Annotated in this window: 17 protein-coding genes; 16 read left to right on the forward strand and 1 reads right to left on the reverse strand. The window is 62.4% G+C overall.

The window, feature by feature from the left end:
* The 14 genes from bamA to ispD all read left to right on the forward strand — a co-directional run.
* On the forward strand, nucleotides 1–1,061 hold a 1,061-nt coding region (gene bamA, locus ACI2KG_RS23700; RefSeq protein ID WP_404663504.1), incomplete at its 5' end, for an outer membrane protein assembly factor BamA.
* A gap of 44 nt (nucleotides 1,062–1,105) precedes the next feature.
* Complete coding sequence (locus ACI2KG_RS23705) at nucleotides 1,106–1,609, forward strand: OmpH family outer membrane protein (RefSeq protein WP_012270843.1); 504 nt, start codon at nucleotides 1,106–1,108, stop codon at nucleotides 1,607–1,609.
* A gap of 1 nt (nucleotide 1,610) precedes the next feature.
* Nucleotides 1,611–2,666, forward strand: a complete 1,056-nt coding sequence (gene lpxD, locus ACI2KG_RS23710; RefSeq protein ID WP_404663505.1) for a UDP-3-O-(3-hydroxymyristoyl)glucosamine N-acyltransferase — start codon at nucleotides 1,611–1,613, stop codon at nucleotides 2,664–2,666.
* Between the two features lie 113 nt (nucleotides 2,667–2,779).
* On the forward strand, nucleotides 2,780–3,220 hold the full coding sequence (gene fabZ, locus ACI2KG_RS23715) for a 3-hydroxyacyl-ACP dehydratase FabZ (RefSeq protein ID WP_201203065.1): 441 nt from the start codon (nucleotides 2,780–2,782) through the stop codon (nucleotides 3,218–3,220).
* A complete protein-coding gene (lpxA, locus tag ACI2KG_RS23720) occupies nucleotides 3,217–3,993 on the forward strand; it encodes an acyl-ACP--UDP-N-acetylglucosamine O-acyltransferase (protein ID WP_404663506.1) in 777 nt (258 codons plus the stop codon). The genes fabZ and lpxA overlap by 4 nt, the downstream gene beginning before the upstream one ends.
* A gap of 1 nt (nucleotide 3,994) precedes the next feature.
* Nucleotides 3,995–5,122, forward strand: a complete 1,128-nt coding sequence (gene lpxB / locus ACI2KG_RS23725; protein WP_404663507.1) for a lipid-A-disaccharide synthase — start codon at nucleotides 3,995–3,997, stop codon at nucleotides 5,120–5,122.
* Nucleotide 5,123: 1 nt separating this feature from the next.
* Nucleotides 5,124–5,747 (forward strand): ribonuclease HII, encoded by a 624-nt coding sequence (rnhB, locus tag ACI2KG_RS23730; RefSeq protein WP_404663508.1) that lies wholly within the window; start codon nucleotides 5,124–5,126, stop codon nucleotides 5,745–5,747.
* Between the two features lie 190 nt (nucleotides 5,748–5,937).
* Nucleotides 5,938–9,462, forward strand: coding sequence for a DNA polymerase III subunit alpha (gene dnaE / locus ACI2KG_RS23735; RefSeq protein WP_400622014.1), 3,525 nt, complete (start codon nucleotides 5,938–5,940; stop codon nucleotides 9,460–9,462).
* A gap of 106 nt (nucleotides 9,463–9,568) precedes the next feature.
* Complete coding sequence (locus ACI2KG_RS23740; protein WP_404663509.1) at nucleotides 9,569–10,516, forward strand: acetyl-CoA carboxylase carboxyltransferase subunit alpha; 948 nt, start codon at nucleotides 9,569–9,571, stop codon at nucleotides 10,514–10,516.
* Between the two features lie 145 nt (nucleotides 10,517–10,661).
* The gene (gene tilS, locus ACI2KG_RS23745; protein ID WP_404663510.1) at nucleotides 10,662–11,945 is read left to right on the forward strand and encodes a tRNA lysidine(34) synthetase TilS; all 1,284 of its coding nucleotides are present in this window, start codon (nucleotides 10,662–10,664) and stop codon (nucleotides 11,943–11,945) included.
* 269 nt (nucleotides 11,946–12,214) lie between these two features.
* Entirely contained in the window at nucleotides 12,215–13,843 is a 1,629-nt protein-coding gene (locus ACI2KG_RS23750) for a CTP synthase (RefSeq protein ID WP_400622006.1), read from the forward strand.
* Between the two features lie 199 nt (nucleotides 13,844–14,042).
* Entirely contained in the window at nucleotides 14,043–15,332 is a 1,290-nt protein-coding gene (gene eno, locus ACI2KG_RS23755) for a phosphopyruvate hydratase (protein ID WP_404663511.1), read from the forward strand.
* A gap of 165 nt (nucleotides 15,333–15,497) precedes the next feature.
* Entirely contained in the window at nucleotides 15,498–15,779 is a 282-nt protein-coding gene (gene ftsB, locus ACI2KG_RS23760) for a cell division protein FtsB (protein WP_201203038.1), read from the forward strand.
* The gene (gene ispD, locus ACI2KG_RS23765) at nucleotides 15,776–16,483 is read left to right on the forward strand and encodes a 2-C-methyl-D-erythritol 4-phosphate cytidylyltransferase (protein WP_404663512.1); all 708 of its coding nucleotides are present in this window, start codon (nucleotides 15,776–15,778) and stop codon (nucleotides 16,481–16,483) included. The genes ftsB and ispD overlap by 4 nt, the downstream gene beginning before the upstream one ends.
* 120 nt (nucleotides 16,484–16,603) lie before the next feature.
* Here ispD and ACI2KG_RS23770 read toward each other — a convergent pair whose 3' ends face one another.
* Entirely contained in the window at nucleotides 16,604–17,500 is an 897-nt protein-coding gene (locus ACI2KG_RS23770) for a LysR substrate-binding domain-containing protein (protein ID WP_404663513.1), read from the reverse strand.
* 107 nt (nucleotides 17,501–17,607) lie between these two features.
* Between ACI2KG_RS23770 and ACI2KG_RS23775 the strand changes: the two genes are divergently transcribed.
* Nucleotides 17,608–18,720: an S-(hydroxymethyl)glutathione dehydrogenase/class III alcohol dehydrogenase gene (locus ACI2KG_RS23775; RefSeq protein WP_016485227.1), complete on the forward strand. Its 1,113-nt coding sequence runs from the start codon at nucleotides 17,608–17,610 to the stop codon at nucleotides 18,718–18,720.
* Nucleotides 18,721–18,728: 8 nt separating this feature from the next.
* Nucleotides 18,729–19,583, forward strand: a complete 855-nt coding sequence (fghA, locus tag ACI2KG_RS23780; protein WP_172219562.1) for an S-formylglutathione hydrolase — start codon at nucleotides 18,729–18,731, stop codon at nucleotides 19,581–19,583.
* Nucleotides 19,584–19,638: the final 55 nt, after the last annotated feature.

A 19,638-nucleotide genomic window follows, 5' to 3' on the forward strand; every position in this document is an offset into this window, starting at 1 on the left:
CCGGCCTGATCCTGGGTGGTTCGATCAGCCAGAGCAACTTCCTCGGTACCGGTAACAAGGTGTCGGTCGGCCTGACCCGTTCGGAATACCAGACCCGCTACAACTTCGGCTTCGTGGACCCCTACTTCACTGCCGACGGCGTGAGCCTGGGCTACAACGCCTTCTACCGCAGCACCGACTACGACGACCTCGACGTCGACGTGGCCAGCTATGCGGTCGACAGCTACGGTGCCGGCGTGAGCCTGGGTTACCCGATCAGCGAAACCTCGCGCCTGACCTACGGCCTGAGCGTGCAGCAGGACAAGATCAAGACCGGCAAGTACACCGTTGACGAGATCTTCGACTTCCTCGACCAGGAAGGCGACAACTTCCTCAACTTCAAGGCCTCGATCGGCTGGTCCGAGTCGACCCTGAACAAGGGTGTGCTGGCGACCCGTGGTCACTCGCAAAGCCTGACCCTGGAGTCGACCATTCCGGGTAGCGACCTGTCGTTCTTCAAGCTCGACTACCGTGGTCAGCTGTTCCAGCCGATCAACAACGATTACACCCTGCGCCTGCACACTGAGCTGGGCTATGGTGATGGTTACGGCAGCACCTCTGGCCTGCCGTTCTACGAGAACTACTTCGCAGGTGGCTTCAACTCCGTGCGTGGCTTCAAGGACAGCAGCCTGGGCCCACGCAGTACCCCGAGCCGTGGTGAAGGCAACCCGGGTGGCAAGCCCGGAACCATCGCCGACCCGGACCAGGATCCGCTGCCGTTCGGTGGTAACGTGTTGGTCCAGGGTGGTGTCGAGCTGTTGTTCCCGCTGCCGTTCGTCAAGGACCAGCGCTCGCTGCGCACCTCCGTGTTCTGGGACGTGGGTAACGTGTTCGACACCAACTGCGGCAACAAGCCTGATTGCGAAAAGGTCGGCTTCTCTGGCATGGCCAGCTCGGTCGGTCTGGGCGTGACCTGGATTACCGCACTGGGCCCGCTGAGCTTCAGCCTGGCAATGCCGGTCAAGAAGCCGGACGATGCCGATACCCAGGTGTTCCAATTCTCTCTGGGCCAGACCTTCTAAGGTCGGCCCCTGCTTAATGACAACGGTTTATCCAGGAGTGCATCGTGCGTAAATTGGCTCAACTGGCCGTAGTGGCCGCGGCGCTGGTCGCCACCCCGGCTTTCGCCGAAATGAAGGTTGCCGTCCTGAACTATCAGATGGCCCTGCTTGAATCGGATGCCGCCAAGAAGTACGCGGTCGATGCCGAGAAAAAATTCGGCCCGCAGTTGACCAAGCTGAAAAGCCTGGAAAGCAGCGCCAAGGGCATCCAGGACCGCCTGATCAAGGGCGGCGACAAAATGCAGCAGCAGGAGCGTGAGCGCCTGGAGCTCGAGTTCAAGCAAAAGGCCCGTGACTTCCAGTTCCAGTCCAAGGAGCTGAACGAAGCCAAGGCCGTTGCTGACCGTGACATGCTCAAGCAACTGAAGCCGAAGCTGGATGGCGCTGTCGAAGAAGTGATCAAGAAGGGCGGTTTCGACCTGGTCCTCGAGCGTGGCGCGGTCATCGATGTCAAACCTCAGTACGACATCACCCGCCAGGTCATCGAGCGCATGAACCAAGCCCGTTGATATGAGTGTGACCATGACGTTAGGCCAGTTGGCCGAGGCCCTCGGCGCTACCCTCAAGGGGCCCGAGGCGCTGCAGATTACCGGGCTGGCCACCTTGCAAGAGGCTGGCCCCGGTCAGTTGAGCTTCCTCGCCAACCCGCAGTACCGCAAATACCTGGATAACTGCCAGGCGGGTGCGGTATTGCTCAAGGCTGCGGATGCCGAAAGCTTCGCCGGCAATGCCCTGATCGTGGCCGACCCGTACCAGGCGTATGCGCGTATTTCCCATCTGTTCGACCCCAAACCCAAGGCTGTGGCGGGAATCCATCCCAGCGCCGTGGTGGCTGAGGACGCGCAGGTGGACGCCAGCGCCAGTATCGGGCCGTTCGCGGTTATCGAAAGCGGTGCGCGCATCGAGGCAGGCGTCAGTATCGGCGCACAGTGCTTCATCGGTGCGCGTTGCGTTGTCGGTGAGGGCGGCTGGCTGGCGCCGCGGGTGACGTTGTATCACGACGTCACCATTGGCAAGCGTGTGGTCATACAGTCGGGTGCGGTGATCGGTGGCGAAGGCTTCGGTTTTGCCAACGAGAAGGGCATCTGGCGCAAGATCGCCCAGATTGGCGGCGTCACCATTGGTGATGACGTGGAAATCGGCGTCAATACAGCTGTTGACCGTGGTGCGCTGTCCGACACGCGGATTGGCGACGGGGTCAAGCTCGACAACCAGATCCAGATCGCCCACAACGTTCAGATCGGTGACCACACCGCCATGGCCGCTTGCGTGGGCATCTCGGGCAGTACACGCATCGGCAAGCACTGCATGCTGGCCGGCGGCGTGGGCCTGGTGGGGCATATTGATGTTTGCGACAACGTATTTATTTCCGGCATGACCATGGTAACCCGTTCGATCACCGAACCCGGTTCCTATTCATCCGGCACAGCCATGCAGCCGTTGGCTGACTGGCGCAAGAGCGCTGCGCGCATTCGCCAGCTCGATGACATGGCCAAGCGCCTTCAGCAGCTGGAAAAACGCGTCGATACCGTGACCTCAGGTGGCCTGCCGACATCAGAAGGCTGATACCATTCCCTGAGCAAGAGTGAACAGTCGCTAGCTGGCTCCTCTTTGGATTGCAAAAGGAGCGTACGGTCAGCACCTGCGCTCCCTATTCTTATTACAGGCTTCCCCCCGAAATGATGGACATCAACGAGATTCGCGAATACCTGCCTCACCGTTACCCGTTCCTGCTGGTGGACCGTGTGACGGATCTGGACTTCGAGGCCCAGAGCATTCGTGCCTACAAGAATGTCAGCATCAATGAGCCGTTCTTCAATGGCCACTTCCCGGGTCATCCAATCATGCCGGGCGTCCTGATCATCGAAGCCATGGCCCAGGCGGCCGGTATTCTTGGTTTCAAAATTCTTGATGCCAAGCCGGCCGATGGCACCCTGTATTACTTCGTCGGTTCCGACAAGCTGCGTTTCCGTCAGCCGGTACTGCCGGGTGACCAGTTGGTGCTGGAAGCCAAGTTCCTCAGCCGCAAACGCATGGTATGGAAGTTTGAATGCCGCGCCCTGGTGGACGGCAAGCCGGTGTGCTCGGCAGAAATCACCTGCGCGGAACAGACCCTATGAATTCGATTGATCCTCGGGCCATTATCGATCCGTCGGCCAAGCTAGCCGATGGCGTCGAGGTCGGCCCTTGGTCGATCGTTGGCCCTGATGTAGAGGTCGGGGAGGGCACCGTCATCGGCCCGCATGTTGTGCTCAAGGGGCCGACCCGTATCGGCAAGCACAACCGCATCTTTCAGTTTTCCTCGATTGGCGAAGACACCCCTGACCTCAAGTACAAGGGTGAGCCAACACGCCTGGTGATTGGCGACCACAATGTGATCCGTGAAGGGGTGACCATTCACCGCGGAACCGTTCAGGACCGCGCCGAAACCACCGTGGGCGACCATAACCTGATCATGGCCTATGCCCACATCGGCCACGACAGCGTCATCGGCGACCACTGCATCCTGGTCAACAACACCGCATTGGCCGGCCATGTGCATGTGGGTGACTGGGCAATCCTCTCCGGTTATACCCTGGTGCACCAGTATTGCCATATCGGTGCTCACGCGTTTTCCGGTATGGGCACGGCTATCGGCAAGGATGTTCCGGCGTTCGTTACCGTGTTCGGTAGCCCGGCCGAAGCCCGCAGCATGAACTTCGAAGGCATGCGCCGCCGCGGTTTCAGCGACGAGGTGATCCATGTGCTGCGCCGTTGCTACAAGATTGTCTATCGTCAGGGCCTGACCGTCGAAGACGCGCTCAAGGAACTGGCCGAGCCTGCCGCGCAACACCCTGAGGTCGAGCTGTTCCGCCAGTCGATCGTGAACTCTGCACGCGGCATTACCCGCTGATATGGCCCAGCTTTGCGTAGCGCTGGTCGCCGGTGAGGCCAGCGGCGACATTCTGGGTTCAGGTTTGATGCGTGCCCTCAAGGCACGCCACCCTGATGTACGGTTTATCGGCGTTGGCGGCCCCCTGATGGAAGCCGAAGGCCTGCACTCTTATTTCCCGATGGAACGCCTGGCGGTCATGGGCCTGGTCGAAGTGCTGGGTCGCCTGCGCGAACTGCTCAAGCGGCGCAAGTTGCTGATCCAGACCCTGATCGACGAAAAGCCGGATGTATTCATCGGTATCGACGCCCCTGACTTTACCCTCAACATCGAGCTGAAACTGCGCCAGGCGGGGATCAAGACCGTGCATTACGTCAGCCCGTCGGTCTGGGCCTGGCGGCAGAAGCGTGTGCTGAAGATTCGTGAAGGCTGCGACCTGATGCTGACACTGCTGCCGTTCGAGGCGCGGTTCTATGAAGAGCAAGGCGTGCCGGTGCGTTTTGTCGGCCACCCGCTGGCTGACACCATCCCGCTGCAAGCTGACCGCCCGAGCGCGCGTGCCGCGCTGGGGCTTGGCGAAGGGCCGGTGGTGGCACTGATGCCGGGCAGCCGGGGTGGCGAAGTAGGGCGCCTGGGTGCGTTGTTCCTCGATGCTGCCGAGCGTTTGAGCCAGCAGGTGCCGGGCGTGCGCTTCGTGCTGCCCTGCGCCAACGCTGCGCGGCGCGCCCAGGTTGAACAGATGCTCGAAGGCCGGCAATTGCCGCTGACCCTGCTCGATGGCCAGTCGCACCAGGCGCTGGCAGCCTGTGACGCGGTGTTGATCGCCTCGGGTACCGCCACCCTCGAAGCGTTGCTGTACAAGCGGCCGATGGTGGTGGCCTACCGCCTGGCGCCGCTGACCTACTGGATTCTCAAACGCCTGGTAAAAAGCCCCTACGTATCGTTGCCGAACCTGCTGGCCCAGCGTGAACTGGTGCCCGAGCTGCTGCAGGACGACGCCACCAGCGAAGCCTTGGCCAATACCCTGGCACCGCTGGTGCGTGATGGTAGCCAGCAAACCGAGCGTTTCGACGAAATTCACCGCACCCTGCGCCGCGACGCCTCCAACCAGGCGGCCGAGGCGGTACTGGCGCTGCTCAAGGACCGCTGACATGCAAATTGGACTGGACTTCAACCTGGTCGAAGACCTGGTCGCCGGTGTCGACGAAGTGGGCCGTGGCCCGCTGTGCGGCGCGGTGGTGACGGCGGCGGTAATCCTGGACCCGGCGCGGCCAATCCTCGGCCTGAACGACTCGAAAAAACTCACTGAAGCCAAGCGTGAGGCCTTGTTCGACGAGATCTGCGAAAAGGCCCTGAGCTTCTGCATCGCCCGCGCCGAGGTTGATGAAATCGACCGCCTGAACATCCTGCAGGCCACCATGCTGGCCATGCAGCGCGCGGTCGAAGGCCTGCACGTTACGCCAAAGCTGGCCCTGATAGACGGTAACCGCTGCCCGAAACTGGCGGTACCGGCAGCGCCGGTGGTCAAAGGGGATAGCCAAGTGCCGGCCATTGCAGCCGCTTCGATCCTGGCCAAGGTAACCCGTGACCGCGAGATGAGCGCTTTCGAGCTGATCTACCCGGGGTATGGCATGGGTGGGCACAAGGGTTACCCGACGCCGGTGCACCTTGAGGCACTGGCGCGGCTTGGGCCTACGCCCATTCATCGGCGTTCCTTCGCCCCGGTGCGGGCGGCCTGGGAAGCACGTGAAGGTGTCATCGAGTCCCTGATCTGAATCCCCGGGGCCGCTTTGCGGCCCAATCGCCGGCAAGCCAGCTCCCACAGGGTCCCTACTGTCCCTGACGCCTGCGCGGTCCTTGTGGGAGCTGGCTTGCCGGCGATTGGGCTGCAAAGCAGCCCCAAAGTCCCCCCTCATTTAAGCTACAATCCCGCCCTTGTCGTTCAGCACTGCTACAGGATCTTCCATGTCGGTTCCCTTCGTTCACCTGCGCGTCCACTCCGAATTCTCGCTGGTCGACGGCCTGGTGCGGATCAAACCGCTGGCCAAGGCGCTGGCCGGGATGAACATGCCGGCGGTGGCCATCACCGACCAGAGCAACATGTGCTCGCTGGTCAAGTTCTACAAGACCGCCATGGGCGCCGGCATCAAGCCGATCTGCGGTGCCGACCTGTGGCTGGCCGGTGCCGACCCGGAAGCGCCGCTGTCGCGAATCTGCTTCTTGGCCATGGACCCCCAGGGCTACCGCAACCTCACCGAACTGATTTCGCGTGGTTGGACCGACGGCCAACGCAACGGCCTGGTGATCCTGCAGCGTGAATGGATTGCGCCTGCCAGCGAGGGCCTGATTGCCCTGTCTGCCGGTAAAGAGGGCGATATTGGCATGGCCCTGCTGTCGGGGCGTGACGATGAAGCGGCAGCGCTGTTGCAAGACTGGATGGGCATGTTCCCCGAGCGCTTCTACGTCGAAGTGCAGCGCACCAACCGCGCCCGCGACGAGGAGTACGTGCACGCTGCCGTGGCCCTGGCCGACAAGTTTGGCGCGCCACTGGTAGCCACCAACGATGTGCGCTTCCTCAAGCAGGCCGACTTCGACGCCCACGAAACCCGCGTGTGCATTGGTGAAGGTTGGACCCTCGACGACCCGCGCCGCCCGCGTGGCTACAGCGACCAACAGTACCTGAAGTCGGCCGAGGAAATGGCCGAGCTGTTCAGCGACCTGCCCGATGCCATTGCCAACACCGTCGAGATCGCCAAGCGTTGCAACATCCAGGTACAGCTGGGCAAGTACTTCCTGCCCGACTTCCCCACGCCCAACGGCATGGGCATCGACGATTACCTGCGGCATGTGTCCCACGAAGGCCTGGAAGAGCGCTTGGCGGTGCTGTGGCCGAAAGACACCACACCCAACTACGAAGAAAAGCGTCAGGTATATCTGGACCGCCTGAAGTTCGAGCTGGACATCATCATCCAGATGGGCTTCCCCGGTTACTTCCTGATCGTTATGGACTTTATCAAGTGGGCCAAGAACAACGACGTGCCGGTAGGCCCGGGCCGAGGTTCGGGTGCCGGCTCGCTGGTGGCCTACGTCCTGAAGATCACCGACCTCGACCCGCTGGCCTATGACCTGCTGTTCGAGCGCTTCCTCAACCCTGAACGGGTATCCATGCCCGACTTCGACGTCGACTTCTGCATGGACGGCCGTGACCGGGTGATCGACTACGTGGCCGAGGCTTATGGCCGCAACGCGGTCAGCCAGATCATCACCTTCGGTACCATGGCTGCGAAGGCGGTGGTGCGTGACGTGGCGCGGGTGCAGGGCAAGTCCTACGGCTTGGCTGACCGCCTGTCGAAGATGATCCCGTTTGAAGTGGGCATGACCCTGGAGAAGGCTTACGAGCAGGAAGAAATCCTGCGCGACTTCCTTAAAGGCGATGAAGACGCCCGTGAAATCTGGGACATGGCCCTGAAGCTGGAAGGCGTGACCCGGGGTACCGGCAAGCACGCCGGTGGTGTGGTCATCGCCCCGACCAAGCTCACCGACTTTTCGCCGATCGCCTGTGACGAAGAAGGCGGCGGCCTGGTAACCCAGTTCGACAAGGACGACGTCGAGGCCGCCGGCCTGGTGAAGTTCGACTTCCTTGGCCTGCGTACCCTGACCATCATCAAGTGGGCGATGGAGATCATCAACCGCGAGCAGGCCAAGCAAAACCTGCCCGACCTGAACATCGACTTCATCCCGCTGGACGACCGCAAGACCTACGAGCTGCTGCAGAAGGCCGAAACCACGGCAGTTTTCCAGCTTGAATCGCGCGGCATGAAGGAGCTGATCAAGAAGCTCAAGCCCGACTGCCTGGAAGACCTCATCGCACTGGTGGCATTGTTCCGCCCGGGCCCGCTGCAATCGGGCATGGTGGACGACTTCATCAACCGCAAGCACGGCCGCGCCGAACTGGCCTACCCGCATGCCGACTACCAGTACGAAGGCCTCAAGCCGGTACTGGCACCGACCTACGGCATCATCCTGTACCAGGAACAGGTGATGCAGATTGCCCAGGTCATGGCCGGCTATACCCTGGGCGGCGCCGACATGCTGCGCCGGGCAATGGGTAAGAAAAAACCCGAGGAAATGGCCAAGCAGCGCGGTGGTTTCATCGAAGGTTGCGTTGCCAACAATATCGATGCGGACCTGGCCGGTAACATCTTCGACCTGGTAGAAAAGTTCGCCGGTTACGGCTTCAACAAATCCCACTCCGCCGCCTACGGCCTGGTGTCGTACCAGACCGCCTGGCTGAAAACCCACTACCCGGCGCCGTTCATGGCGGCGGTACTGTCGGCGGACATGCACAACACCGACAAGGTGGTGGTGCTGGTCGAGGAAGTGCGCAGCATGAAGCTGCGCCTCGACGCGCCGGACGTGAACTTCTCCGACTTCAAGTTCACTGTCAACAACGACGGCCGGATCGTCTACGGCCTGGGCGCCATCAAGGGCGTCGGTGAAGGCCCGGTCGAGGCAATTGTCGAGGCCCGCGCCCAGGGCGGCCCGTTCAAGGACCTGTTCGACTTCTGTGAGCGCATCGATCTCAAACGGGTCAACAAGCGTACCCTCGATGCGCTGGTGCGCAGCGGCGCGCTGGACCGCCTGGGCCCGCACTTCCATGATGAGATCAAGGCCTACCAGGCCAACATCGACATCAACCGGGCGACCCTGCTCTCGGCGCTGGGCGAAGCCATCAAGGCCGCCGAGCAGGCCGCGCATACCGCTGATAGCGGCCACGTCGACCTGTTCGGTAGCATGTTCGACGCCGTGGATGTGGATGTTTACGCCAACCACCGCAAGGTGCGCGAGCTGACCCTGAAGGAGCGCCTGAAGGGCGAAAAGGACACCTTGGGCCTGTACCTCACCGGTCACCCGATCGACGAGTACGAGACCGAGATCCGCCGCTTTGCCCGCCAGCGCATCATCGACCTAAAGCCGTCACGCGAAACCCAGACCATCGCCGGCATGATCATTGCCCTGCGGGTAATGAAGAACAAGAAGGGCGACAAGATGGGCTTTGTCACCCTGGATGACCGCTCCGGGCGTATCGAGGCATCGCTGTTTGCCGACGCCTACATCGCGGCACAGTCCTTGCTGCAGAACGACGCCATGGTGGTGGTCGAGGGCGAAGTCAGCAATGACGACTTCTCCGGTGGCCTGCGCCTGCGGGTGAAGCAGGTAATGACCATGGAGGACGCACGCACCAAGCTGGCCGAGAGCCTGCGCCTGAAGGTGGCGCACGAAGCGCTGAAGGGCGACCGTCTCAAGTGGCTGGGTGAGCTGATCACCCGCCATCGCGGTGCGTGCCCGATCACCCTGGAGTACACCGGCAGCGACGCCAAGGCCATGCTGCAGTTCGGTGAGCAGTGGGCGATCGACCCGGCGGACGGGTTGATTCAGGCGCTGCGTGACCAGTTCGGGCGTGAGAACGTCTTCCTGCAATATCGTTGAACCGACAAAAATTTAATCTCGACCTGAATGCGCCTGATCCCTTAAGGTAGGGCGCCAAACGGATCAACCGGCCGGCCGCCTGGCCGTAGACCCAAGACGGATGACTATGAACCCGAATTTTCTCGATTTCGAACAGCCGATTGCCGACCTGCAAGCCAAGATCGAAGGCCTGCGCCTGGTGGGCAACGACAATTCGCTGAACATCAGCGATGAAATTGCCCGTCTGCAAGACAAGAGCAACACCCTGACCGAAAGCATCTTCGGCAACCTGACCAGCTGGCAGATCGCCCGTCTGGCCCGCCACCCACGTCGTCCTTACACCCTGGACTACCTGGAGCACATCTTCACCGAGTTCGAAGAGCTGCACGGCGACCGCCACTTCTCTGACGACGCCGCCATCGTGGGCGGTACCGCACGCCTGGACGGCAAGGCGGTCATGGTCATCGGCCACCAGAAGGGCCGCGAAGTGCGCGAAAAGGTACGCCGCAACTTCGGTATGCCGCGCCCTGAAGGCTACCGCAAGGCCTGCCGCCTGATGGAAATGGCCGAGCGCTTCAAGATGCCGATCCTGACCTTCATCGATACCCCGGGCGCCTACCCGGGTATCGACGCCGAAGAGCGCAACCAGAGCGAGGCGATTGCCTGGAACCTGCGTGTGATGGCGCGCCTGAAAACCCCGATCATCGCCACCGTGATCGGTGAGGGTGGTTCCGGCGGTGCGCTGGCCATCGGCGTGTGCGACCAGCTGAACATGCTGCAGTATTCGACCTACTCGGTGATCTCGCCGGAAGGCTGTGCTTCGATCCTGTGGAAGACGGCCGACAAGGCGGCTGACGCGGCCGAAGCCATGGGCATCACCGCCGAGCGCCTGAAGAGCCTGAACATCGTCGACAAGGTCATCCAGGAGCCGCTGGGCGGCGCCCACCGTGACCCGGCCACGATGTCGGAAAGCATCCGCGCCGACCTGGTGCAGCAACTGGACATGCTCGGCAAGTTCGACAACGACGCGCTGCTGGCCCGCCGTTACGAGCGCCTGATGAGCTACGGCCTCTGATACATCCACGGGGCCGCTGTGCGGCCCATTCGCCGGCAAGCCAGCGCCCACAAGAGTCAGCGTCAACGCGGACAATGTGGGAGCTGGCTTGCCGGCGAATGGGGTGCAAAGCACCCCCGGCCATCTCAAGCCAAGTGAGGAACAGATGATCAACCTCACCCCCTGGCTCAACGCCCCCACCTGGTACATCGCCTTCTCCGGTGGCCTCGACTCCACCGTCCTCCTGCACCTGCTGGCCGACTACGCCCGCCACCACACAGCCCCCCCGCTGCACGCCATCCACGTCCACCACGGCCTGCAAACCGCCGCCGACGCCTGGCCCGCCCATTGCCAGGCCATCTGCGCCAACCTCGGCATCCAACTGCAGGTCATCCACGTCCAGGTCACCCCCGGCGCCAGCCTCGAACAGGCCGCCCGTGACGCCCGCTATGCCGCCTTCAAACAAACCCTCGGCCCAGGCGACATCCTGTTCACCGGCCAGCACCGCGACGACCAGGCCGAGACCCTGCTGTTTCGTTTGCTACGTGGCGCCGGCCTGCGTGGCCTGGCGGCGATGCCGGGGCAACGGGTGCTAGGGCAGGGTAGCCTGGTCAGACCATTGCTGGCTTGTTCCCGCCAGCAACTGCAGGGGTACGGCGCGGCCCATGGCTTGGCCTGGATCGAAGACCCGTCAAACGCTGACACACAGTTCGCCCGTAACTATTTGCGCGGTGAAGTGCTCCCGCAATTGCAGCAACGTTGGCCGCAGGCCAGCCAGAACCTCGCCCGTGCCGCAGGGCACCTGGGCGAGGCGCTGGGCTTGCTGGACGAAGTTGCCCGAGACGACCTGGCGCTCGCGGAGGAGGGGGCACCCGTGGCTTGGGCTGGGCTGGATTCTCTCGACCTGGCCACGCTCACGGCACTGTCGCCGGCCCGTCAGCGCAATGCCCTGCAATACTGGCTGAGCCAACGCACCCGCCTGCCCGACACCCGGCATTGGGCCGGTTGGGCGGACCTGCGCGATGCCGCCGTCGATGCCCAGCCGGTCTGGCGCTTGGCCGATGGGCAACTGCTGCGCAGCCATGGGCGCATCTGGTGGTTGAGTGGCGACTGGCTGCAGCCGCCCGCTGGTCAGTTGGCCTGGGTCGATCCCACCCAGCCTTTGCCGCTGCCCGGTAACGGTACCGTGCGTCTTGATGGCGCAGCACCGCTGGGCGGGTTGCGCATTGCCTACCGCCAGGGCGGCGAAATTGTCGAGCTTGCCGGCCGTGGCCGGCGCGACCTCAAGCGCCTGCTCAATGAGCTGCACGTGCCGCATTTCCTGCGCGCGCGCCTGCCGCTGCTGTATCACGGCGAGCGCCTGCTGGCGGTGGCCAACCTGCCGGGCCTGGTGCAGGCGGATTGCCAGCTACATTGGCAGTTACCGACGAACGCGCAAGGTTTGAGCTGAAGGGTACATTCCGGTAGACTACCCTCCCTTCTTGATACAACTTCTGTGGGTTCCTCGAAAACACAGCAGTTGCCGATTACCAAGCAGTTTTTTGCTGGGCTGATTCTGGAAATGACGAGCGAGCTCCATGCCGGGGATACCCCTGGTCTGTACAGACGCGGCAGTTTTTCGAGATGCACTGTGATTGACGCAGGTGATCGGGGGCTTCGGCCTTCCTTCGCTTTCTCCGGCGGCGCTGGCCGCCTTAACGCAGACTTCTAGGGTTTTTCATGACGCGCTACATATTCGTCACGGGCGGTGTTGTTTCTTCATTGGGGAAAGGCATTGCCTCGGCTTCCCTGGCGGCCATCCTGGAAGCGCGGGGCCTGAAGGTCACCATGCTCAAGCTGGATCCGTACATCAACGTCGATCCGGGCACCATGAGCCCGTTCCAGCATGGTGAAGTGTTCGTCACCCACGATGGTGCCGAGACCGACCTCGACCTGGGCCACTACGAGCGGTTCATCCGCACCACCATGACCCAGAACAACAACTTCACCACTGGCCGTATCTACGAGCACGTGCTGCGCAAGGAGCGCCGTGGTGATTACCTGGGCGCGACCATCCAGGTCATCCCGCACATCACCGACGAAATCAAGCGTCGCATCATCAAGGGCGCCGGCGATGCCGACGTGGCCCTGGTGGAAATCGGCGGTACCGTGGGTGACATCGAGTCGCAGCCGTTCCTCGAGGCAATTCGCCAGCTGCGTGTCGAAGTGGGCTCCAAGCGCGCCATGCTGATGCACCTGACCCTGGTCCCGTACATCGCCACCGCTGGCGAAACCAAGACCAAGCCGACCCAGCACTCGGTCAAGGAGCTGCGCTCCATCGGCCTGCAGCCAGACGTGCTGATCTGCCGCTCCGACCACCCGGTCGATGCCTCGTCGCGTCGTAAGATCGCGCTGTTCACCAACGTTGAAGAGCGTGCGGTGATTTCGCTGGAAGACGTCGACACCATCTACAAGATCCCGGGCGTGCTGCATGCACAGGGCCTGGACGACTTCGTCGTCGAGCGCTTCGGCCTGCAGTGCAATGGTGCCGACCTGTCCGAGTGGGACAAGGTCGTCGATGCCAAGCTCAACCCTGAGCAGGAAGTGACCATCGCCATGGTCGGCAAGTACATGGAGCTGCTGGATGCGTACAAGTCGCTGATCGAAGCGATGAGCCACGCCGGCATCACCAACCGTACCAAGGTCAACCTGCGTTACATCGACTCGGAAGACATCGAGAACCAGGGCACCAGCCTGCTCGAAGGCGCCGATGCCATCCTGGTGCCAGGCGGTTTCGGCCTGCGTGGCGTGGAAGGCAAGATCACTGCGGTGCAATACGCCCGTGAGAACAAGGTGCCCTACCTGGGTATCTGCCTGGGCATGCAGGTCGCGGTCATCGAATTCGCCCGCAACGTGGTGGGCTGGAAAGACGCCAACTCCACCGAGTTCGACCGCAACAGCGGCCACCCGGTCGTTGGCCTGATCACCGAGTGGGCCGATGCCACCGGTGCTGTGGAAACCCGCGACGAGGCTTCCGACCTGGGCGGCACCATGCGCCTGGGCGCACAGGACTGCCAACTGGCTGCCGGTTCCAAGGTGCACGACTGCTACGGCAAGGATGTGATCACCGAGCGTCACCGTCACCGTTACGAGGTCAACAACAACCTGCTGCCGCAGCTGGTTGAGGCTGGCCTGGTAATCTCGGGCCGTTCCGAAGACGGCGCGCTGGTCGAAGTGGTCGAGTCCAAGGACCACCCATGGTTCGTCGCCTGCCAGTTCCACCCGGAGTTCACCTCCACCCCGCGTGACGGTCACCCGCTGTTCAGCGGCTTCGTCAAGGCGGCCCTGGCCCAGAAGAACAAGGCCTGATTATTTCAGGTCTTTGATGAGTTTTCCGACGGTTAAGTCCGCGCAAGGCTCATTTCTCGGGTAAAGTACGCCCCGATCTACCCCTGACCGCTCGGTCAGGGGTTGCTTTTGCCAGGCCTGCCTGCTGCGTCCCTGCCTGGTGAAAGGCAAGAATTCCCTAAGCTGCGTTGTTTTCGTCAATTCTGGAGTGCTTACAACAATGGCAAAAATCGTCGACATCAAAGGTCGTGAAGTTCTCGACTCGCGTGGCAACCCCACCGTGGAAGCCGATGTACTGCTCGACAACGGCATCATCGGCAGCGCTTGCGCGCCGTCCGGTGCTTCCACCGGCTCGCGCGAAGCGCTGGAGCTGCGTGATGGCGACAAGAGCCGTTACATGGGCAAGGGCGTGCTGAAGGCCGTTGGCAACATCAATGGCCCGATCCGTGAGCTGCTGCTGGGCAAGGACCCTTCCGACCAGAAGGCCCTGGACCGCGCCATGATCGAACTGGACGGTACCGAGAACAAGGCCAAGCTGGGCGCCAACGCCATCCTGGCTGTTTCCCTGGCTGCCGCCAAGGCTGCTGCCCAGGATCAGGACCTGCCGCTGTACGCACACATCGCCAACCTGAACGGCACCCCGGGCCAGTACTCGATGCCCGTGCCGATGATGAACATCATCAACGGTGGCGAGCACGCCGACAACAACGTCGACATCCAGGAGTTCATGGTGCAGCCGGTTGGCGCCAAGACCTTCTCCGATGGCCTGCGCATGGGTACCGAAATCTTCCACCACCTCAAAGCCGTGCTGAAGGCCCGTGGCCTGAACACTGCCGTTGGTGACGAAGGTGGCTTTGCCCCGAACCTGGCTTCCAACGAAGACGCCCTGGGCGCCATCGCCGAAGCCGTTGAAAAAGCCGGCTACAAGCTGGGCACCGACGTGACCCTGGCCTTGGACTGCGCGGCTTCCGAATTCTACGAAGACGGCAAGTACAACCTGTCCGGCGAAGGCAAGTCGTTCGACGCCGAAGGCTTCGCTGACTACCTGAAAGGCCTGACCGAGCGCTTCCCGATCATCTCGATCGAAGACGGCCTGGACGAGTCCGACTGGGCTGGCTGGAAGATCCTCACCGACAAGATCGGTGAAAAAGTCCAGCTGGTTGGCGACGACCTGTTCGTGACCAACACCAAGATCCTCAAAGAAGGCATCGAGAAGGGCATCGGTAACTCGATCCTGATCAAGTTCAACCAGATCGGCTCGCTGACCGAAACCCTGGAAGCCATCCAGATGGCCAAGGCTGCCGGCTACACCGCAGTGATCTCGCACCGCTCCGGTGAAACCGAAGACTCGACCATTGCCGACCTGGCCGTGGGTACCGCTGCTGGCCAGATCAAGACCGGTTCGCTGTGCCGTTCCGACCGCGTTTCCAAGTACAACCAGCTGCTGCGTATCGAAGAGCAGCTGGGCGCCAAAGCGGTTTACCGTGGTCGTGCCGAGTTTCGCGGCTAAGCAAGAGATGGTAAAAAGGCAGCAGCCGGAGTTGTAGGAACGTTCTTACTGAACTTTCCTACATTCCAACGGGTTTCTGTCAACGAAGCCTGGCCTCGGCCAGGCTTCGTGCTATTCGAGGCCCCGTAAAATGTGCACGGCAGCCTTTTTAACCTGGATAACGTGATGCGCAGTCCCTATTGGGTGTTCCTTATTCTGCTCCTGTTGCTGGGGGGCCTGCAGTACCGCCTGTGGGTGGGCAACGGCAGCCTGGCGCAAGTGACCGAGCTGAAGCAGCAGATTGCTGACCAGCACGCCGAAAACGAGCGCTTGCTCGAGCGCAATCGCGTGCTCGATGCCGAAGTGCTGGAGCTGAAAAAAGGCATGGAGACCGTTGAAGAGCGGGCTCGCCATGAATTGGGGATGGTCAAAGAGGGTGAAACCCTCTTCCAGTTGCCACAGAAATGATCGATACCTTGCCGGCCTTCTGGGCCGTGATTCCTGCGGCGGGCGTTGGTGCCCGCATGGCTGCCGACCGCCCCAAGCAGTATCTGGAGCTGGCCGGGCAGACCCTTCTCGAGCACAGCCTCGACTGTTTTCTTGGCCACCCGGCGCTAAAAGGCATGGTGGTCAGCATTGCCGAAGACGACCCGTACTGGCCCGGCCTGCGCTGCGCCAGCGACCCGCGCATCCAGCGCGCGGCGGGTGGGCGCGAGCGCGCCGACTCGGTACTTAACGCCTTGTTGCTGCTGCATGCCCAAGGGGCGGCAGACAGCGACTGGGTGTTGGTGCACGATGCCGCGCGGCCGAACCTGGCGCGTAGCGACCTGGACAAGTTGTTGGCTGAACTGGCGGACGACCCGGTGGGGGGGCTGCTGGCCGTGCCGGCGCGTGACACGCTCAAGCGTGCCGACAGCAAGGGCCGGGTCAGCGCTACTGTGGACCGCAGTACCATCTGGCAGGCCTATACGCCGCAGATGTTCCGCCTTGGGGCCCTGCACCGGGCACTGGCTGAATGCCTGGTGTCGGATGTGCGGGTGACCGATGAAGCATCGGCCATCGAATGGTCCGGTCAGGCGCCACGGCTGGTCGAAGGGCGTAGCGACAACATCAAGGTGACCCGGCCGGAAGACCTGGAGTGGTTGCGTCAGCGTTGGTCTGGTAGACGCTGAAATCGCCGGGACCGCTACGCGGTCCTTTCGCGACACAAGGCCGCTCCTACAGGGGATCGCGGTCTCATGTAGGAGCGGCCTTGTGTCGCGATCGGGCCGCAGAGCGGCCCCAGCTTTCCTTCAGGCCAACCGATACTCCGGCAACCCCGCCAACCCTTCCTTCAGGTAATCCACCAGGCGCCTCACCTTCGGCGACAAATGCCGCTGCTGCGGATACAGCGCCCAAACCGCAGTATTCGGCGGTTGATGCCCTTCCAGCAGCGACACCAGCGCACCGCTGTGCAGGTGCTCCAGCACGTAATAGTCCGGCAACTGGCACAAGCCGATCCCCAGCAGCGCCGCATCCAGCACCGCCTGCCCGCTGTTACAGCGCCAGTTGCCTTGCACCCGCTGGCTGATCTCGCGGCCGTCCTGCTGCAGCGCCCACACGTCCGAACTGCCTACCAGGCAATTGTGCCGGGCCAGTTCCGACAGGCTGTGTGGCCTGCCATAACGCTCCAGGTAGGCCGGCGAGGCGCACAGGTGCATGCGCCGTGGCGCCAGGCGCGTGGCCACCAGCCGCGAGTCGGCCAGCCGGCCGAGGCGGATGGCCAGGTCCATGCCTTCATGCAGCAGGTCGAGGGTGTGGTTGCTCAGTTCCACATCCACCCGCAACTGCGGGTACAAGGCCATGAACCGCGTTACCAGTGGCACGATGAAACGCTCGCCATAAGCCACCGCACAGGTCATGCGCAGCAGGCCCTTGGGCTCGCTGGCCAGGTCGCCCATGGCACGCAAGGCTTCCTCGCGGCCATCCTGCAGGCGCTGGCAATGCTGCAGAAAAGTCTGCCCGGCCTCGCTCAGTGTCACCCGGCGAGTACTGCGATAAAGCAGGCGCGTTTGCAGGCGCTCCTCCAGTCGGGCGATCTGCCGGCTGATATGCGACGAAGAAACCCCCAGGCGTTCAGCGGCAGCGGTGAACTGGCCCGACTCGGCAACGGCGACGAATTCATCAATGCCTTCCCAGCGGCTGCTCATTGATTATCCCTGTGTAGCAATAATGTTTTGTCTTTGCCCTGATTATTCACCAAAAGGTACTGAATTACACTGTCAGCCTGAATCGACACTCTGTCTGGAGACCTTTGATGATCAAGTCCCGTGCTGCTGTAGCCTTCGAAGCCAAGAAACCCCTGGAAATCGTCGAAGTCGACGTGGCCATGCCCAAGGCAGGTGAAGTGCTGCTGCGCGTGGTCGCCAGCGGTGTCTGCCACACCGACGCCTACACCCTGTCCGGTGCCGACCCGGAAGGCATCTTCCCGTCGATTCTCGGCCACGAGGGCGGTGCAATCGTCGAAGCGGTAGGCGAGGGCGTGACTTCGGTTGCCGTGGGTGACCACGTGATTCCGCTGTACACCCCGGAATGCGGCAAGTGCAAATTCTGCCTGTCGGGCAAGACCAACCTGTGCCAGGCCATCCGCGCCACCCAGGGCAAGGGCCTGATGCCGGACGGCACCACGCGCTTCTCCTACAAGGGCCAGCAGCTGTTCCACTACATGGGTACCTCGACGTTCTCCGAGTACACTGTGCTGCCGGAAATCTCGGTGGCCAAGATCCAGAAAGAAGCACCGCTGGAAAAGGTCTGCCTGCTGGGCTGCGGCGTTACCACCGGCATCGGTGCGGTGCTCAACACCGCCAAGGTCAAGCCGGGTGACACCGTGGCCATCTTCGGCCTCGGCGGCATCGGCCTGTCGGCCGTGATTGGTGCGGTCAAGGCCAAGGCCGCGCGCATCATCGCCATCGACATCAACCCGGCCAAGTTCGAGATCGCCCGCCAGCTGGGTGCCACCGACTGCATCAACCCGAAAGACTACGACCGCCCGATTCAGGAAGTGATCGTTGACCTCACCGACGGTGGCGTGGACTTTTCTTTCGAGTGCATCGGCAACGTGCAACTGATGCGCGCCGCCCTGGAATGCTGCCACAAGGGCTGGGGTGAGTCGGTGATCATCGGTGTGGCCGGTGCCGGCCAGGAAATCGCTACCCGTCCGTTCCAGTTGGTGACTGGCCGCGTCTGGCGCGGTTCGGCGTTCGGCGGCGTGCGTGGCCGCAGCGAGCTGCCAAGCTACGTGGAAATGTCCGAGAAGGGCGAGATTCCGCTGGATACCTTCATCACCCACACCATGGGCCTGGAGGACATCAACAAGGCTTTCGACCTGATGCATGAAGGCAAGAGCATCCGCAGCGTAATCCACTTCTGAGGTACGCCATGAGCCTGGATAACATCTCCTGCCAGAAAAGCTTCGGCGGCTGGCACAAGCGTTACCGGCATCACTCCAAGGTGCTGGGTTGCGACATGGTATTTGCCGTGTACTTGCCGCCGCAGGCCGAGCAGGGCGAGAAGCTGCCGGTACTGTACTGGCTGAGCGGCCTGACCTGCACCGATGAGAACTTCATGCAGAAGGCCGGCGCTCAGCGCCTGGCCGCCGAGCTGGGGCTGATCATCGTTGCCCCCGACACCAGCCCGCGTGGCGAGCAGGTGCCGGGCGACCCTGATGGCGCCTGGGACTTTGGCCTGGGTGCCGGCTTCTACCTTAATGCCACCCAGCAACCCTGGGCCCAGCACTACCGCATGCACGACTATGTGGTGCAGGAGTTGCCGGCGCTGATCGAGGCGCACTTTCCGGCCTCGGCCGAGCGCAGCATCAGCGGCCATTCCATGGGTGGGCATGGTGCGTTGGTGTGCGCCTTGCGCAACCCGGGGCGTTATCGCTCGGTGTCGGCGTTCTCGCCGATCAGCAACCCGATGGATTGCCCGTGGGGCGAAAAAGCCTTCAGCCGTTACCTGGGTGAAGACCGTGCACGCTGGCGTGAGTGGGATGCCAGCGTGCTGCTGGCCGAGACACCGGCTGGCGAGTGCCCACCGTTGCTGGTGGACCAGGGCGACCGTGATGACTTCCTCGAAAAGCAGCTCAAGCCTGAAGCGCTGGAGCAGGCGGCACGCAAAGGCGGCCATGAGCTGACCCTGCGCCTGCAGCCTGGCTATGACCACAGCTACTACTTCATCGCCAGCTTCATTGAAGAGCACCTGCGCCACCATGCGGTGGCGCTGGGGCGGGTATAACGCATCGCTGCGTTATCGCCATGTAGGAGTGGCCTTGTGTCGCGATCGGGCCGCG

Source organism: Pseudomonas sp. NPDC089407, assembly GCF_044900445.1.
Lineage (GTDB): Bacteria > Pseudomonadota > Gammaproteobacteria > Pseudomonadales > Pseudomonadaceae > Aquipseudomonas.

Bases quoted from the DNA above. Each gene is read 5' to 3' on its own strand.
- lpxD (WP_404663505.1), top strand. From the start codon at position 1,611: ATGAGTGTGACCATGACGTTAGGCCAGTTGGCCGAGGCCCTCGGCGCT.
- fabZ (WP_201203065.1), top strand. From the start codon at position 2,780: ATGATGGACATCAACGAGATTCGCGAATACCTGCCTCACCGTTACCCG.
- lpxA (WP_404663506.1), top strand. From the start codon at position 3,217: ATGAATTCGATTGATCCTCGGGCCATTATCGATCCGTCGGCCAAGCTA.
- lpxB (WP_404663507.1), top strand. From the start codon at position 3,995: ATGGCCCAGCTTTGCGTAGCGCTGGTCGCCGGTGAGGCCAGCGGCGAC.
- rnhB (WP_404663508.1), top strand. From the start codon at position 5,124: ATGCAAATTGGACTGGACTTCAACCTGGTCGAAGACCTGGTCGCCGGT.
- dnaE (WP_400622014.1), top strand. From the start codon at position 5,938: ATGTCGGTTCCCTTCGTTCACCTGCGCGTCCACTCCGAATTCTCGCTG.
- ACI2KG_RS23740 (WP_404663509.1), top strand. From the start codon at position 9,569: ATGAACCCGAATTTTCTCGATTTCGAACAGCCGATTGCCGACCTGCAA.
- tilS (WP_404663510.1), top strand. From the start codon at position 10,662: ATGATCAACCTCACCCCCTGGCTCAACGCCCCCACCTGGTACATCGCC.
- ACI2KG_RS23750 (WP_400622006.1), top strand. From the start codon at position 12,215: ATGACGCGCTACATATTCGTCACGGGCGGTGTTGTTTCTTCATTGGGG.
- eno (WP_404663511.1), top strand. From the start codon at position 14,043: ATGGCAAAAATCGTCGACATCAAAGGTCGTGAAGTTCTCGACTCGCGT.
- ftsB (WP_201203038.1), top strand. From the start codon at position 15,498: ATGCGCAGTCCCTATTGGGTGTTCCTTATTCTGCTCCTGTTGCTGGGG.
- ispD (WP_404663512.1), top strand. From the start codon at position 15,776: ATGATCGATACCTTGCCGGCCTTCTGGGCCGTGATTCCTGCGGCGGGC.
- ACI2KG_RS23770 (WP_404663513.1), bottom strand. From the start codon at position 17,500: ATGAGCAGCCGCTGGGAAGGCATTGATGAATTCGTCGCCGTTGCCGAG.
- ACI2KG_RS23775 (WP_016485227.1), top strand. From the start codon at position 17,608: ATGATCAAGTCCCGTGCTGCTGTAGCCTTCGAAGCCAAGAAACCCCTG.
- fghA (WP_172219562.1), top strand. From the start codon at position 18,729: ATGAGCCTGGATAACATCTCCTGCCAGAAAAGCTTCGGCGGCTGGCAC.